The sequence below is a fragment of the Pseudomonas sp. Irchel s3h9 genome, assembly GCF_900187475.1.
GTDB classification, from domain to species: Bacteria; Pseudomonadota; Gammaproteobacteria; order Pseudomonadales; family Pseudomonadaceae; genus Aquipseudomonas; species Aquipseudomonas neuropathica.
The window spans coordinates 495,724-510,430 of record NZ_FYDH01000003.1 but is presented as its reverse complement, the minus strand read 5'-3'; the positions used below and the strand labels follow the sequence as shown (position 1 = coordinate 510,430).

Annotated in this window: 12 protein-coding genes and 1 pseudogene; 1 reads left to right on the top strand and 12 read right to left on the bottom strand. The window is 59.7% G+C overall.

Going from position 1 to position 14,707, the window contains the following annotated elements:
• Positions 1 to 134: 134 nt before the first annotated feature.
• Positions 135 to 1,460 carry an OprD family porin gene (locus CKW26_RS07410; RefSeq protein WP_095048080.1) on the bottom strand — a complete coding sequence of 442 codons (1,326 nt, stop codon included), beginning with the start codon at positions 1,458 to 1,460 and terminating at the stop codon, positions 135 to 137.
• 213 nt (positions 1,461 to 1,673) lie between these two features.
• Positions 1,674 to 1,778 (bottom strand): annotated as a pseudogene (locus CKW26_RS30205) (transcriptional regulator); the annotation flags it as partial.
• A 324-nt stretch (positions 1,779 to 2,102) separates the two neighbouring features.
• On the opposite strand from CKW26_RS30205, the gene CKW26_RS07400 reads away from it, so the two are divergent.
• Positions 2,103 to 2,570, top strand: coding sequence for a GNAT family N-acetyltransferase (locus tag CKW26_RS07400; protein WP_095048079.1), 468 nt, complete (start codon positions 2,103 to 2,105; stop codon positions 2,568 to 2,570).
• Positions 2,571 to 2,727: 157 nt separating this feature from the next.
• Here the strand turns inward: CKW26_RS07400 and nuoN are convergent, their stop codons facing one another.
• The 10 genes from nuoN to nuoE all read right to left on the bottom strand — a co-directional run bounded on the left by nuoN (position 2,728) and on the right by nuoE (position 14,707).
• Positions 2,728 to 4,191 (bottom strand): NADH-quinone oxidoreductase subunit NuoN, encoded by a 1,464-nt coding sequence (gene nuoN, locus CKW26_RS07395; RefSeq protein WP_007920173.1) that lies wholly within the window; start codon positions 4,189 to 4,191, stop codon positions 2,728 to 2,730.
• Positions 4,192 to 4,198: 7 nt separating this feature from the next.
• The gene (gene nuoM / locus CKW26_RS07390) at positions 4,199 to 5,731 is read right to left on the bottom strand and encodes an NADH-quinone oxidoreductase subunit M (protein WP_016986254.1); all 1,533 of its coding nucleotides are present in this window, start codon (positions 5,729 to 5,731) and stop codon (positions 4,199 to 4,201) included.
• 39 nt (positions 5,732 to 5,770) lie between these two features.
• Entirely contained in the window at positions 5,771 to 7,624 is a 1,854-nt protein-coding gene (gene nuoL, locus CKW26_RS07385; protein WP_095048078.1) for an NADH-quinone oxidoreductase subunit L, read from the bottom strand.
• Positions 7,621 to 7,929, bottom strand: a complete 309-nt coding sequence (gene nuoK / locus CKW26_RS07380) for an NADH-quinone oxidoreductase subunit NuoK (protein WP_003223790.1) — start codon at positions 7,927 to 7,929, stop codon at positions 7,621 to 7,623. The genes nuoL and nuoK overlap by 4 nt, the downstream gene beginning before the upstream one ends.
• Before the next feature lie 3 nt (positions 7,930 to 7,932).
• Complete coding sequence (gene nuoJ / locus CKW26_RS07375) at positions 7,933 to 8,433, bottom strand: NADH-quinone oxidoreductase subunit J (protein ID WP_007920176.1); 501 nt, start codon at positions 8,431 to 8,433, stop codon at positions 7,933 to 7,935.
• A 9-nt stretch (positions 8,434 to 8,442) separates the two neighbouring features.
• On the bottom strand, positions 8,443 to 8,991 hold the full coding sequence (gene nuoI, locus CKW26_RS07370; protein ID WP_007920177.1) for an NADH-quinone oxidoreductase subunit NuoI: 549 nt from the start codon (positions 8,989 to 8,991) through the stop codon (positions 8,443 to 8,445).
• A gap of 11 nt (positions 8,992 to 9,002) precedes the next feature.
• On the bottom strand, positions 9,003 to 10,010 hold the full coding sequence (gene nuoH, locus CKW26_RS07365; RefSeq protein ID WP_007920179.1) for an NADH-quinone oxidoreductase subunit NuoH: 1,008 nt from the start codon (positions 10,008 to 10,010) through the stop codon (positions 9,003 to 9,005).
• The gene (nuoG, locus tag CKW26_RS07360) at positions 10,007 to 12,721 is read right to left on the bottom strand and encodes an NADH-quinone oxidoreductase subunit NuoG (protein WP_095048077.1); all 2,715 of its coding nucleotides are present in this window, start codon (positions 12,719 to 12,721) and stop codon (positions 10,007 to 10,009) included. Before nuoG ends, nuoH begins: the two co-directional genes overlap by 4 nt.
• A gap of 136 nt (positions 12,722 to 12,857) precedes the next feature.
• On the bottom strand, positions 12,858 to 14,213 hold the full coding sequence (nuoF, locus tag CKW26_RS07355; RefSeq protein WP_007920184.1) for an NADH-quinone oxidoreductase subunit NuoF: 1,356 nt from the start codon (positions 14,211 to 14,213) through the stop codon (positions 12,858 to 12,860).
• Positions 14,210 to 14,707, bottom strand: coding sequence for an NADH-quinone oxidoreductase subunit NuoE (gene nuoE, locus CKW26_RS07350; RefSeq protein ID WP_007920186.1), 498 nt, complete (start codon positions 14,705 to 14,707; stop codon positions 14,210 to 14,212). The genes nuoF and nuoE overlap by 4 nt, the downstream gene beginning before the upstream one ends.

Below are 14,707 nucleotides of genomic sequence, written 5' to 3'. Positions count from 1 at the left end.
ACCTGATAGTTTTCAGGGCTACAACATCAGGTACACACCAGATATAAAAAAGGCGCCCCGAAGGACGCCAAAAAATTCACCTCTTTCCAAAGGAGCAAGGAGCTTCTAAAGGTGAATGTGCATTGCTCGTAAACTCAGAGAATCGCCAACGGATACTCGACAATCACCCGCACTTCATCCAGATCCGACTCGAACGCCGTGGCGCGAGTGGTGGCCTGGCGCAAGCGCAGTGACATGTCCTTCAACGAACCACTCTGCACCACGTATTTGACTTCGATATCCCGCTCCCAACGCTTCTGATCCGTCAGCGGATTGCCTTCAGCATCGCGGCGCATGTACACGGCGTTGGCGTTGGAATAATCGGCGTCGGTGCCGCGCGCATAACGGGTCATGAACGACAGACCGGGCACGCCATAGGGGGTCATGTCGAGGTCGTAGCGCACCATCCATGAACGCTCCTTGGGCGAGTTGAAGTCGCTGTACTGGATGGAGTTGTCGAGGAAGATCGAGTCGGACTGGCGCAGGTAATCGAAATCGTCGTTGCCGTTGTTGCGCTGGTGGGAGAGGGCGACGGAATGCGCGCCGAGTTTCACGCCGACACGGCCGCTCCAGATGTTGTTGTCGAATTCGCCGAGCAGTTGTTTGCCCTCGTCGACTGCCTTGTAATAGTTCAGGCCGCCGAACAGCGACAAGTCATCCGACAGCGGATACGTCCACGCGGTGCCGGCGTAGTACTGATTCCAGGCATCCTTGAGGCGACTGGAATACAGGCTGAAACTGAGGTTTTTGTTCAGCGCATAATCGCCGCCGCCGTACGCGATCCAGGGCGAATTGACCGGGCCGGCATAAAAGGTCGCGAAGTTCTCGCGCATGTCGCTGGACACCGGTTGGCTCATCGCGTGCAGTCGACCGCCCTGAACCGATAGACCTTCAATACTGGTGTTGGTCGCCGTCACGCCGCGAAAGCTTTCTGGCAGCAGACGCGAGTCACCCGCCGCCACGACCGGGTTGGCCGGGAACACATCACCGAACTTGACCACCGTATCGAATGCCCGCACTTTCGCGGCGCCACCGACCTTGGTGTATTCGTCCCGCGCCTCGCCGTCACTGTTGACCGGCAACACATCAAACGAACTGCGCCCACCGTTGCGCCCGTCACCGGTGTCGAGTTTCAAACCGATCATCGCAAACGCATCAACACCCACTCCGACGGTGCCTTGGGTAAACCCGGATTCGAACTTGCTGATCACCGCATGCGACCAGGCTTCGGAATAACCGTTGCCGGTCGGGCTGGACTCGCCGTTGCGGTGATCACGATTGAAGTAGAAGTTGCGGTTGAGCACCGTCAGGCTGCTGCCTTCGATAAAGCCTTCGGCTTTTTCTTCTGCAAACACTACGGACGGCCCGGAGCCAACCACCACCGCTAAAGCGGCCATCGACATTTTTGAATTGTTAACCATCAAACACTCCTTGGGTTCGGCAGAACGGGAACGTGCTTCGGCGTGGGTTTTATTGTTCGACGGGCAAGCGCCCGCCGGCATGGTCGCCGGGTAACATCGTTGCAAGCTGCGGATAACGCCGAGGTGATGAGGGAATTACAATTTCGTCATGTGCGTTTGGTTTGAACTCAATCGGTGTATGGGATTGTTTGTTTCCTCGCTTTTATCGGAATCCTTTACCAGATGAAGCTTGGTGGTCCGTAGTTTGACTTTGCCTTCGCGCTCATCTGCCAAGGATTTCAAGCCGTCCAGTAGTTCGGAAAAAATGTCTCGTTTCATTGTTCCTCCGTGCCTCGATTGATCTTTTCAGCAATTACTGAGGATAGAGAAGTGCCTCAATTCTGGCTGTAGGACGAACCTGACCTTCTTGCAAGAGCTTTCGGTAGAGCAACAAAGAGACTTCGCAATTGACGTGTCGGAACAATCCACAGCACTATCCGATCATGACTGCCCACCACCGAATGAACATGATGTGCGCCTCAATGACCGCTTCCGGCGGGCCATAAGGTCATACGTGTTTGTCATTTGACGTGTACCCGAAGCCCCGCCAGAAATGGACGGGGCTTTTTCGTTCCCGTCCGCACATGGCTCATGGAGAGAGAAATGTTCGACATCAGAAGAGCCACCGCGAATGACGCCCAAACCGCATTCGACATACGACGCATGGCGATCAGGCATCAATGCATCGGTGCCTACACCGAGCAGCAAATGCACGACTGGACCAAGGGTTCGGCTGAGGACGGTTACGACACACTCATGGAAAAGCATTTCTATCTGGGCTTCGTTGAGGGCGAGCCCGTGGCAACCGGAATGCTTGATCTGGAGCACCGTGAAATCGGTGCAATCTTCATTCATCCGGATTTCATGCAGCGCGGACTGGGTAAACACGTTTTGCACTTTCTCGAAGATCTGGCGAGGGCGCAGGGGCTGAAAGAAGTCTGTCTGGACGCGACGGTGAACGCTGCCGATTTTTACCGGCGTTGCGGTTACATCGGGGAGGGGAGTGCGATTTATCAATCGCCTTCGGGCCTGCAACTGGCGTGTGTGCCAATGGTGAAAGCGTTGCGATAAAGATCAAAAGATCGCAGCCTGCGGCAACTCCTACATTGAAATGGCGTACACGCTGTAGGAAACGCCAAAGGCTGCATTCTTTTGATGTTGATCCGCACAAAACAAAAACGGCACCCGAAGGTGCCATTTCCGTTTGTAGCCAGTTCCAGCCGAGCTATCAGCCCGCCAGACCCGCCTGCTGAACCAGAGTCAGCAATGGCTGCGGGTAAACGCCGAGGAAGAACGCGACCAGGGCGATGGCCAGCAGCATCACGCCGCCTGCCTTTTGTTCCCAGTGCAGCTGGGCGTCGTGGCGGCGCAGGTTTGGTTCGATCAGGTACAGGGTGACCATCACGCGCAGGTAGTAGAAGACGCCGATGGCGCTGCCCAGTACCAGCGAACCTACCAGCCACCATTGGTGCGATTCAACACCGGTGGCGATGATGTAGAACTTGCCGATGAAGCCCGCGGTCAGCGGGATACCGGCCAGGGACAGCATCATCACGGTCAGTACGGCGGTCAGGTACGGACGGCGCCAGAACAGGCCGCGGTATTCGTACAGGGCGTCCGCGTCACGGCCGTTGTACGGCGAGGACATCAGGGTGATCACGCCGAACGCGCCGAGGCTGGTGATCACGTAGGTGACCAGGTACACGCCGATGGCTTCCACCGCCAGACCCTTGCTTGCCACCAGTGCGATCAGCAGGTAGCCGAAGTGCGCGATGGACGAGTAACCGAGCAGACGCTTGAGGTTGCTCTGGGTCAGGGCCAGCAGGTTACCGAACAGGATCGAGGCGATCGCGATGACGGTCAGCACGTCGCTCAGGACGCCGCTGCTGGCAGCAGGGGAGATCTGGAACAGACGCACCATCACCGCAAACACCGCAACCTTCGACGCAGTCGCGAGGAACGCAGCCACCGGTGCCGGAGCACCTTCGTAAACGTCCGGCGTCCACAGGTGGAACGGTACCAGCGACAGCTTGAACGCCAGACCGATCAGCATCATGCCCAGGCCCAGTTGTGCCAGCGAGCTAGGCAGGCCAGTCGCAGCCAGAGCCTGACCGATGCCAACGAAGCTCAGCGAACCCGAGTCTGCGTACAGCAGCGCCATACCGAACAAAAGGAATGCAGAACCGGCGGCCGACAGCACCATGTATTTGATGCCGGCTTCCAGCGAACGCTTGTTGAAGAAGGCATAAGCCACCAGACCGTAAACCGGCACCGAGAGCAGTTCCAGACCGATGAACAAACCGGCCAGGTGCTGCGCGCTGACCAGAACCAGACCACCGGCGGCGGCCATCAGGATCAGCAGGTACAGTTCTTCACGGTTGCCCGGGTAACCCGAACCGCCATCACCCAAGTAGGCGTGGGCGAGGGTGACGCAGGCGAGGGTGGCGACCAGGATCAGCGCCATGTACAGGCAAGCGAAGGTGTCGATTTGCAGCAGTGGAGTCACGGCCAGAGGCGCGACTTTCAGGGCTGGCAGGATCGACAGCAAGGCCAGGTTCAGACCGGCGACCGAGATCAGGAAGGTCTGCGAGTGGTTGCGGCGCCAGGCGATTGCCAGCATCACCACGATAATGGTGAGGCTGGTGATCAACAGTGGCGCAAGCGCAATAAAGTGTTGAATCGTGAATTCCATAGCGCTCTTACCGGGCCGAAGCGAGTTGAGTGAAGGCGGTGCCGAGCCACTGCTGCACGCCATGCATCGTGGCGGCAGAGGTGTCGAGGAACGGTTGCGGGTAGACGCCGAGGTAAACCAGCAGCACCGCAAGGCCCAGCACCATGATCAGTTCGCGAGCGTCCATACCGTGCAGGATCGAATCCGATTTCGACGGACCGAAGTAGGCACGGTGGATCATGATCAGCGAGTAGACCGAACCGAACACCAGACCGGAGGTGGCAATTGCAGTGATCCACGGCCAGCTTGCGAAGGAGCCGATCAGGATCAGGAACTCGCCGACAAAGTTACCGGTACCCGGCAGACCCAACGAAGCGGCTGCAAAGAACAGGCTGATCGCCGGCAGGTAAGCGATACGCGACCACAGACCGCCCATCTCACGCATGTCACGAGTGTGCAGACGCTCGTACAACTGACCGCTGAGGATAAACAGTGCCGCCGCCGACACACCGTGCGCCAACATCTGGATCACTGCACCTTGCAGCGCCAGTTGGCTGCCGGAGTAGATGCCGATCAACACGAAACCCATGTGGGAAACGGACGAGAAGGCGATCAGACGCTTGATATCGGTTTGTGCGAAAGCGAGGAACGCACCGTAGAAGATCCCGATCAGACCGAGGGTCATGGCAATCGGCGCAAACTCGGCCGAAGCATTCGGGAACAGCGGCAGGGCGAAACGCAGCAGACCGTAGGCAGCGGTTTTCAGCAAGATACCGGCGAGGTCGACGGAACCGGCAGTCGGCGCCTGGGCGTGGGCATCAGGCAACCACGAGTGGAACGGAACCACTGGCAGCTTGACCGCGAAGGCGATGAAGAAGCCGAGCATCAGAATGTACTCGGTGGTCATCGACATCTTGGTTTTCAACAGGTCGGCGTAGTTGAAGGTAATCACGCCAGTATTGTTGAAGTTGACCAGCACCAGACCGAGGATCGCCACCAACATGATCAGGCCGGAAGCCTGAGTGAAGATGAAGAACTTGGTCGCTGCGTAGATCCGGGTTTTCTTGCCGTCCGAAGAACTGTGACCCCAGAGCGCGATGAGGAAGTACATCGGCACCAGCATCATTTCCCAGAAGAAGAAGAACATGAACAGGTCGAGGGCGAGGAACACGCCGACAACGCCGCCCAGGATCCACATCAGGTTCAGGTGGAAGAAGCCAACGTGACGTTGAATCTCTTTCCACGAGCAGAGTACCGAGAGGATACCCAGCAGACCGGTCAGCAGGATCATCAACAGCGACAGGCCGTCGAGGGCCAGGTGCACGTTGATGCCGAAGCGCTGGATCCAGACATGCTTGAACTCAAGCGCCCAGGTCGGATCGGCGCCAGGCGCCGGTGCAAATGAATAGTCACCGTGGGCCCACAGCCAGAGGCCGAGGGCGAGTTCCAGGGTCATGGTCAACAGCGCAATCCAGCGCGGGAGGGTAGCGCCGAAGCGCTCACCCATCCAGCACAGCAGGCCGCCGATGAAGGGGATCAGGATTAGCCAAGGCAGAATCATGACGGGCTCGTTTCCTTTCGCAAATTCGCAAGGTTCATATCAGACCGCTACCAGCACGATGGCGCCAATCACCAGCACGGCACCAGCAGCCATCGAAGCAGCGTACCAACGCAGTTGACCGGTCTCGGTGCGGCTCAGGGCAGTGTGACCACCCTTGGCCATACGCGGGATCAGACCAATGGTCTGGTCGAGCGGGTCTTTGCGCAGTACGTGGCTGATCGCCAGGTAAGGCTTGACGAACAGTTTGTCGTAGATCCAGTCGAAGCCCCAGGCAGCGAACCACCAGGCCGAAAGGAAGCGGCCGATGCCGCTATTGGCGATTGCCGTTACGAAGCGACGCTTGCCGAGGAACAGCAGCGCTGCCAGCAGGATACCGGCCAGGGCGATGGCGCCCGAAGCGATTTCCAGACTGTGCTTGGCTTCGCCACCGGCATGACCAACGCTTTCTGGCAGCACGCCGTGCAGCGGTGGCACGATCATGGCGCCGACGAAAGTCGACAGCACGATCAGCACCGACAGTGGCAGCCAGTGCGAGATGCCGTGACCGGCGTGGGCTTCAGTCTTGGCTTCACCGTGGAACGTGATGAAGATCAGGCGGAAGGTGTACAGCGAAGTCATGAACGCGCCGACCAGACCTGCGTAAAGCAGACCGTGGTTGCCGCTGGCGAACGCTTCCCAAAGGATTTCGTCCTTGGAGTAGAAGCCTGCGGTAACCAGTGGCAGAGCGGCCAGGGCGGCACCACCAACGATGAAACTGGCATAGGCCAGTGGCAGTTTCTTCCACAGACCGCCCATCTTGAAGATGTTCTGCTCGTGGTGGCAGGCAACGATCACCGCACCGGAAGCAAGGAACAGCAGGGCCTTGAAGAAGGCGTGGGTCATCAGGTGGAAAATCGCGCCATCCCATGCACCAACGCCGAGCGCCAGGAACATGTAGCCGATCTGGCTCATGGTCGAGTAGGCGAGGATACGTTTGATGTCGGTTTGTACCAGTGCCGCGAAACCGGCCAGAACCAGAGTCACACCACCTACGATGCCAACCAGATGCAGGATGTCCGGCGCCAGGGTGAACAGACCGTGAGTACGGGCGATCAGGTAAACGCCTGCGGTCACCATGGTCGCGGCGTGGATCAGTGCCGAAACCGGAGTAGGACCGGCCATTGCGTCCGCGAGCCAGGTTTGCAGCGGCAGTTGTGCCGATTTACCTACAGCGCCACCCAGCAGCATCAGGGTCGCCAGGGTGATCCAGAAGTCACCGACCTGGAATTTCTGCGGTGCCAGCACCAGCAGTTCCTGGATGTTCAGCGTGCCCACTTGCTGGAACAGGATGAACAGGCCGATGGCCATGAACACGTCGCCGATCCGGGTCACGATGAAGGCCTTGAGTGCGGCGTTACCGTTGTTGCGGTTGCTGTAGTAGAAACCGATCAACAGGTACGAGCACAGGCCCACGCCTTCCCAGCCGAAGTACAGGAACAACAGGTTATCGCCGAGTACCAGGAACAGCATGCTGGCGATAAACAGGTTGGTGTACGAGAAGAAGCGCGAGTAGCCCGCTTCGCCGCGCATGTACCAGGATGCGAACAGGTGGATCAGGAAACCGACGCCAACGACCACGCCGAGCATGGTGATCGACAGGCCGTCGACGTAGAGGGCGAAGTCAGGCTTGAAGCCTTCGACCGCCATCCACTTCCACAGCACCAGGGTGTAGTGACCGCCTTCGGGAGGTGCGACGTTGAATTGCCAGATGACGTAGGCGGCGACGATCGCCGACAAGCCAATGGAACCCACGCCGATCAGTGCCGAGAGGTTTTCCGACCAGCGTCCACGGGAGAACGACAGCAGCAGGAAACCGATCAGAGGGAATACGAAAGTCAGAAAGATAAGATTCATCCGCGCATCTCACTGGCAGCGTCGATATCGAGCGTGTGGAAGCGGCGATACAGTTGCAGCAGGATCGCCAGACCAATACTGGCCTCGGCGGCTGCAAGGCTGATCACCAGGATGAACATGATCTGTCCATCCGGCTGGCCCCAACGGGCGCCAGCAACAATGAACGCCAGTGCAGAGGCGTTCATCATCACTTCCAGACTCATCAACACGAACAAAATGTTGCGGCGGACCATCAGGCCGACCAGACCAAGGCAGAACAGGATGCCGGCAACTGCCAGACCATGTTCGAGAGGGATAGCAGGCATGTCTTACTCCTTCGCCTCGTTACGGCCCAAATGGAACGCCGTGACGGCTGCGGCAAGCAGCAGCATCGAGGCGAGTTCGACCACCAGCAGGTACGGACCGAACAGGCTGATGCCCACGGCTTTCGCGTCTACGGTGGTGTGGCCGATGGCCTGGCCGCTCTGGTGAGCGAACAGCACATACAGCAGTTCGGCCAGCAGCAAGGCGGCGAGAATCACCGGACCGGCCCAGATGCCGGGCTTGAGCCAGACGCGTTCTTGCTGAACCGAGGCCGGGCCGAGGTTCAGCATCATCACCACGAACACGAACAGCACCATGATGGCGCCGGCGTAGGCGATCACTTCCAGCACGCCGGCGAACGGCGCGCCGAGTGCGAAGAAGGTCATGGCCACGGCGATCAACGAGATGATCAGGTAGAGCAGGGCGTGCACAGGGTTGGTGTTGGTGACTACGCGAAGCGTGGACACAACAGCGATACCCGATGCGAAATAGAAAGCGAATTCCATCGTTCTTCCTTAAGGCAGCAAGCTCTTCACGTTGATCGGTTCGGCTTCGTTCTGCGCGGAGCCTTTCGGCTTGCCAGCGATTGCCATACCTGCAACACGATAGAAGTTGTAATCAGGGTTTTTGCCGGGGCCGGAGATCAACAGATCTTCTTTCTCGTACACCAGGTCCTGACGTTTGAACTCGGCCATCTCGAAATCCGGAGTCAGCTGGATCGCGGTGGTCGGACAGGCTTCCTCGCAGAGACCGCAGAAAATGCAGCGCGAGAAGTTGATACGGAAGAAGTCCGGGTACCAGCGACCGTCTTCGGTTTCCGCTTTCTGCAGCGAGATGCAACCCACCGGGCAAGCCACGGCGCACAGGTTGCAGGCAACGCAACGCTCTTCGCCATCGGGGTCGCGGGTCAGGACGATGCGACCACGGTAGCGTGGTGGCAGGTAGACCGCTTCTTCCGGGTATTGCAGGGTGTCGCGCTTGCGAAAGCCATGGCCGAAGACCATGACCAGGCTGCGCAACTGGGTACCAGTACCCTTAACGATGTCGCCAATATATTTGAACATGGGTCAAATCCTCACTGAACCGCGACTGCAGGCGTGTTCCACAACACGACCGCAGCGGTCACCAGCAAATTGATCAGGGTCAGTGGCAGGCAGAATTTCCAGCTGAAATCCATCACCTGGTCATAACGCGGACGCGGAATGGAAGCGCGCAGCAGGATGAACAGCATGATGAAGAACGCGGTCTTCAGTGCGAACCAGACGAAGGCCAGTTGCGGCAAGATGCCGAACGGACCGTGCCAGCCACCGAAGAACAGGGTGACCAGCAGCGCCGAGATCAGGATGATGCCGATGTATTCACCGACGAAGAACATGCCCCATTTCATACCGGCGTATTCAATGTGGTAACCGTCGGCCAGTTCCTGTTCCGCTTCCGGCTGGTCGAACGGGTGACGGTGAGTCACGGCGACGCCAGCGATGAAGAAAGTACAGAAGCCGAAGAACTGCGGAATGATGAACCACAGGTTCTGCGCCTGGTACTCGACGATGTCGCGCATGTTGAACGAGCCGACCTGCACCACGATGCCCATCAGGGCCAGGCCCATGAACACTTCGTAGGACACGGTCTGCGCCGACGCACGCAAGCTGCCGAGCAGGGCGAACTTGTTGTTACTCGACCAGCCGGCGAACAGCACCGCGTAGACCGACAGACCGGCCATGGCGAAGAAGAACAGCAGGCCGATGTTCAGATCCGCGACGCCCCAGGTCGGGGTGATCGGGATGATCGCAAAGGCGATCAGCAGGGCGGACATGGCCACCACCGGTGCCAGGGTGAAGATCACCTTGTCGGCAAACGGCGGGGTCCAGTCTTCCTTGAAGAACATCTTCAGCATGTCGGCGGCGATCTGGAACATACCGAACGGGCCAACACGGTTCGGACCGTAACGGTCCTGCCACCAGCCCAGCAGGCGACGTTCGACAAAGCTGAGCAACGCGCCTGCAACCACAACGGCCAGCAGAATCACGATGGCTTTGACGACCGAGAGGATCACATCGATCACTTCAGGGGTGAACCAGGTCATTGCGCTGCCTCCTGCAGACCGTCGACGGATACGCCGGCGAATGCCGGTGGAATGCCGGCGATGCCCGCAGGCAATGCCACCAGACCGGCGCCCAGTTCTTCATTGATGCGCAGCGGCAGACGCAGGGTCTGACCGGCCACGTTCAGGCTCAGCAGGGCACCGTCGTTGACGCCCAGACGATCCGCTTCCGACTTGGCCAGAGCCACGTATGGAGCCGGAATGCGCTCTTGAACCGGGGCGGCTTTCGAAGAGTTTTCTTCGCTGCCTAACAGGTGGAAGAACGGCACGGCTTGCCAGGTGCCCGGCGCCGGGTTGAACGCGCGTGGCGCTGCAGCGAACCAGTTCAGCGAATCACCGGTGCTTTCGATCAGGCGGGTGCCCGGGTCGCCAGCGCGAATGTGACCACCGACTTCGTCCTGGAACTTGTTCCACGCTTGTGGCGAGTTCCAGCCCGGCGACCATGCAAATGGCACTTGCTGACGCGGTTCGGCAGAGCCCGAGTAACCTTCCATGGAGAAGGCAAACGCGGTGTCTTTGTCTTGCGGGGTGCGCGGTTCATGAACGCTGATGTCGGCGCGCATCGCGGTGCGACCGGAGTAACGCAGCGGCTCACGCGCCAGTTTCAGACCCTTGATGCGGAACGCGGCGGACGGTGCTGCGTCGACGATACGCGCCAGTTGCTCGGTGCTCGAAGCAACGGCAGCAGTCACGTGGTCGAGTTGCGTCCAGTCGATCGGCTGGTTCAACAGGGTCGCGCGCAGGGCGTGCAGCCAGCGCCAGCCTTCGTGAACCAGGATGCTCGCGTCCATGTATTGCGGGTCGAAAACCTGGAAGAAGCGCTGGGCGCGACCTTCCTGGCTGACCAAAGTACCGTCGCCTTCAGCGAAGCTTGCTGCTGGCAGAACCAGGTGCGCGCGGTCGCTGGTAGCCGTCTTCTGATGGTCAGCAACGATCACCACTTGCGCAGCGTTCAGTGCAGCATCGACTTTGTCTTTGGCGGTGCGGGTGTACAGATCGTTTTCCAGCACAACGATCGCGTCAGCCTTACCGTCGATGACGGCTTGCAGCGCCGCGTCGACCGATTCGCCACCGAGCATGGCCAGACCAAGGCTGTTGGCTTCCGGCACGATCAGGCTGATCGAACCGTTCTTCTCGCGCAGCTTCAGCGCCTTAGCGATGTTGGCGGCGGCTTCGATCAAGGCTTTGGAGCCCAGCGAAGTACCAGCGATGATCAGTGGACGTTTTGCCGCGAGCAGGGCGTCGGCGATGCGCTTGGCCAGTTCCAGTGCTTCAGCGTCCAGACCTTCAACGGCAGGGGCACTGGCGTCCAGAGCGTGAGCCACGGCGAAACCGATGCGCGCCAGATCGTCTGGAGCGGCGTGTACGCATTCTTCAGCGATGTCGTCGAGCTTGGTTTCCGCCAGGCTGGCGATGAACAGCGGGTTCAGCGCGTGCTGACCGATGTTCTTCACCGCCGCGTCGAGCCAAGGCTGAACGCGCATGGCTTCGGCCATGTCTTCAGCTTTGCCTTTGACCGATTGACGCAGCGACAGCGCCATACGGGCGGCGGTCTGGGTCAGGTCTTCACCGAGGACGAACACGGCGTCGTGGTCTTCGATGTCGCGCATGTTTGGCACTGGCAGCGGGCTGTCTTTGAGCACTTGCAGGACCAGACGGATGCGTTCCAGCTCGGAGGCTTCGATACCCGAGTAGAAGTGCTCGGCGCCGACCAGTTCGCGCAACGCGTAGTTGCTTTCGAGGCTGGCGCGCGGCGAACCGATACCGACGATATTGCGCCCGCGCAGCAGATCAGCGGCTTTATCCAGCGCAGCGTCCAGACCGAGTTTGGTGCCGTCGGCCAGCAGCGGCTGACGTGGACGGTCGGTGCGGTTGACGTAGCCATAACCGAAACGGCCACGGTCGCACAGGAAGTACTGGTTCACCGAACCGTTGAAACGGTTTTCGATGCGACGCAGTTCGCCGTAACGCTCGCCCGGGGAGATGTTGCAACCGCTCGAGCAGCCATGGCAGATGCTCGGCGCGAACTGCATGTCCCACTTACGGTTGTAGCGCTCGGAGTGAGTCTTGTCGGTGAACACACCGGTCGGGCAGACCTCGGTGAGGTTGCCGGAGAACTCGCTTTCGAGGGTGCCGTCTTCAACGCGACCGAAGTACACGTTGTCGTGGGCGCCGAACACACCGAGGTCGGTGCCGCCGGCGTAATCCTTGTAGAAACGCACGCAGCGGTAGCAAGCGATGCAGCGGTTCATTTCGTGAGAAATGAACGGGCCCAGTTGCTGGTTCTGGTGGGTGCGTTTGGTGAAGCGATACCGGCGCTCGTTGTGGCCGGTCATCACGGTCATGTCTTGCAGGTGGCAGTGACCGCCTTCTTCGCACACAGGGCAGTCGTGCGGGTGGTTGGTCATCAGCCATTCAACAACACTGGCGCGGAACGCCTTGGATTCTTCATCGTCGATGGAGATCCAGGTGTTGTCGGTGGCCGGGGTCATGCAGGACATGACGATGCGACCACGGGTGTCGTTCTCGTCGGTGTACTGCTTGACCGCGCACTGGCGACAGGCCCCGACGCTACCAAGCGCGGGGTGCCAGCAGAAATAAGGGATGTCGAGGCCCAGCGACAGACATGCCTGTAACAGGTTGTCTGCCCCGTCGACTTCGAGCGCTTTGCCGTCTACGTGGATAGTGGCCATGGTTCAAAGGTCTTCGTTGGCCCGGTGTCAGCGGGCGTGGCTAATGGAATCTTGTTATCCGTCCGAATCCAGTCAGCCCCGAAAGGCGTCATCGGACGAAAGGCGAAGGGCACGGACCCTTCGCCTTTTTAAGCGTTTACGCGCCGATTACGATCGGCCTTGCCAGAGGCGGGACGGCGGCGCTGACTGGCGCGATACCGGCTTCGAACTCTGGACGGAAGTATTTGATGGCACTGCCCAACGGTTCCACGGCACCCGGTGCGTGAGCACAGAAGGTCTTGCCAGGGCCGAGGAAGTTGACCAGACCCAGCAGGGTCTCGATATCGCCTGGCTGACCGCGGCCTTGTTCGATGGCCATCAAGAGCTTGACGCTCCATGGCAAACCATCGCGGCACGGGGTGCAGAAACCGCACGACTCGCGAGCGAAGAACTGCTCCATGTTGCGCAGCAAGGAGACCATGTTGACGCTGTCGTCCACCGCCATGGCCAGGCCGGTACCCATACGGGTGCCCACTTTGGCGATGCCGCCGGCGTACATTTGTGCGTCGAGGTGTTCTGGCAGGAGGAAACCGGTACCGGCTCCGCCTGGCTGCCAGGCCTTGAGTTTGAAGCCGTCGCGCATGCCGCCGGCGTAGTCTTCGAACAACTCGCGACCGGTGACCCCGAATGGCAGTTCCCACAGGCCAGGGTTTTTGACTTTGCCGGAGAAGCCCATGAGCTTGGTGCCCATGTCTTCGGAACCTTCGCGGGCCAACGATTTGTACCAGTCAACGCCGTCGGCAATGATCGCCGGCACGTTGCACAGGGTTTCCACGTTGTTCACGCAGGTCGGCTTGCCCCACACGCCGACGGCGGCAGGGAAGGGCGGCTTGGAGCGCGGGTTGGCGCGGCGGCCTTCGAGGGAGTTGATCAGTGCGGTTTCTTCACCGCAGATGTAACGCCCGGCGCCGGTGTGGACGAACAGCTCGAAATCAAAACCGCTGCCGAGAATGTTTTTACCCAGCAGGCCCGCTGCCTTGGCTTCTTCTACGGCACGGTTGAGGTGCTTGGCGGCGGTGGTGTATTCGCCACGCAGGAAGATGTAGCCACGGTAGGTTTTCAGCGCGCGAGCACTGATCAGCATGCCTTCGATCAGCAGATGGGGCAGTTGCTCCATCAGCATGCGGTCTTTCCAGGTGTTCGGCTCCATTTCATCCGCGTTGCACAGCAGGTAGCGGATGTTGATGGATTCGTCTTTGGGCATCAGGCCCCACTTCACGCCCGTGGGGAAGCCTGCACCGCCGCGACCTTTGAGGCCGGCGTCTTTCACGGTCTGGACGATGGCGTCCTGATCCATGTCGGCGAAGGCTTTGCGCGCAGCGGCGTAACCGTTCTTGGCCTGGTATTCGTCGAGCCACACGGCTTCGCCGTCATCGCGCAGGCGCCAGGTCAGCGGGTGAGTCTCAGCCGAACGCTGAATGCGGTTGGCAGGACCGAAAGATGTCAGGGTCATACGTAGCCCTCGAGCAGTTTGGCGACGCCAGCAGGCTGCACATCACCAAAGGTGTCGTCGTCGATCATCAGCGCCGGTGCCTTGTCGCAGTTGCCGAGGCAGCAGACAGGCAGCAGGGTGAAACGACCGTCGGTGGTGGTCTGACCCAAACCGATGCCCAGATTGTTCTGGATTTCGCTGACCACCGACTCGTGGCCACCGATGTAGCAGACCATGCTGTCGCAGACGCGAATGATGTGACGGCCAACCGGCTGACGGAAAATCTGGCTATAGAACGTCGCCACACCTTCAACGTCGCTGGCCGGGATGCCGAGGATCTCGCCGATCGCGTACAGGGCGCCATCCGGCACCCAGCCGCGTTCTTTCTGAACGATCTTCAGGGCTTCGATCGACGCCGCGCGCGGGTCTTCGTAGTGATGCAGCTCGTGCTCGATGGCCGAGCGCTCGGTTTCACTGAGGGTGAAACGGTCTGTCTGGATAAGCGTGCTGTTCAT

Excerpts from the sequence above, each read along its gene's own strand:
- nuoL (WP_095048078.1), bottom strand. The coding sequence starts at position 7,624 with ATGAATCTTATCTTTCTGACTTTCGTATTCCCTCTGATCGGTTTCCTG.
- nuoG (WP_095048077.1), bottom strand. The coding sequence starts at position 12,721 with ATGGCCACTATCCACGTAGACGGCAAAGCGCTCGAAGTCGACGGGGCA.
- CKW26_RS07400 (WP_095048079.1), top strand. The coding sequence starts at position 2,103 with ATGTTCGACATCAGAAGAGCCACCGCGAATGACGCCCAAACCGCATTC.
- nuoI (WP_007920177.1), bottom strand. The coding sequence starts at position 8,991 with ATGTTCAAATATATTGGCGACATCGTTAAGGGTACTGGTACCCAGTTG.
- CKW26_RS07410 (WP_095048080.1), bottom strand. The coding sequence starts at position 1,460 with ATGGTTAACAATTCAAAAATGTCGATGGCCGCTTTAGCGGTGGTGGTT.
- nuoK (WP_003223790.1), bottom strand. The coding sequence starts at position 7,929 with ATGCCTGCTATCCCTCTCGAACATGGTCTGGCAGTTGCCGGCATCCTG.
- nuoE (WP_007920186.1), bottom strand. The coding sequence starts at position 14,707 with ATGAACAGCACGCTTATCCAGACAGACCGTTTCACCCTCAGTGAAACC.
- nuoF (WP_007920184.1), bottom strand. The coding sequence starts at position 14,213 with ATGACCCTGACATCTTTCGGTCCTGCCAACCGCATTCAGCGTTCGGCT.
- nuoJ (WP_007920176.1), bottom strand. The coding sequence starts at position 8,433 with ATGGAATTCGCTTTCTATTTCGCATCGGGTATCGCTGTTGTGTCCACG.
- nuoN (WP_007920173.1), bottom strand. The coding sequence starts at position 4,191 with ATGGAATTCACGATTCAACACTTTATTGCGCTTGCGCCACTGTTGATC.
- nuoM (WP_016986254.1), bottom strand. The coding sequence starts at position 5,731 with ATGATTCTGCCTTGGCTAATCCTGATCCCCTTCATCGGCGGCCTGCTG.
- nuoH (WP_007920179.1), bottom strand. The coding sequence starts at position 10,010 with ATGACCTGGTTCACCCCTGAAGTGATCGATGTGATCCTCTCGGTCGTC.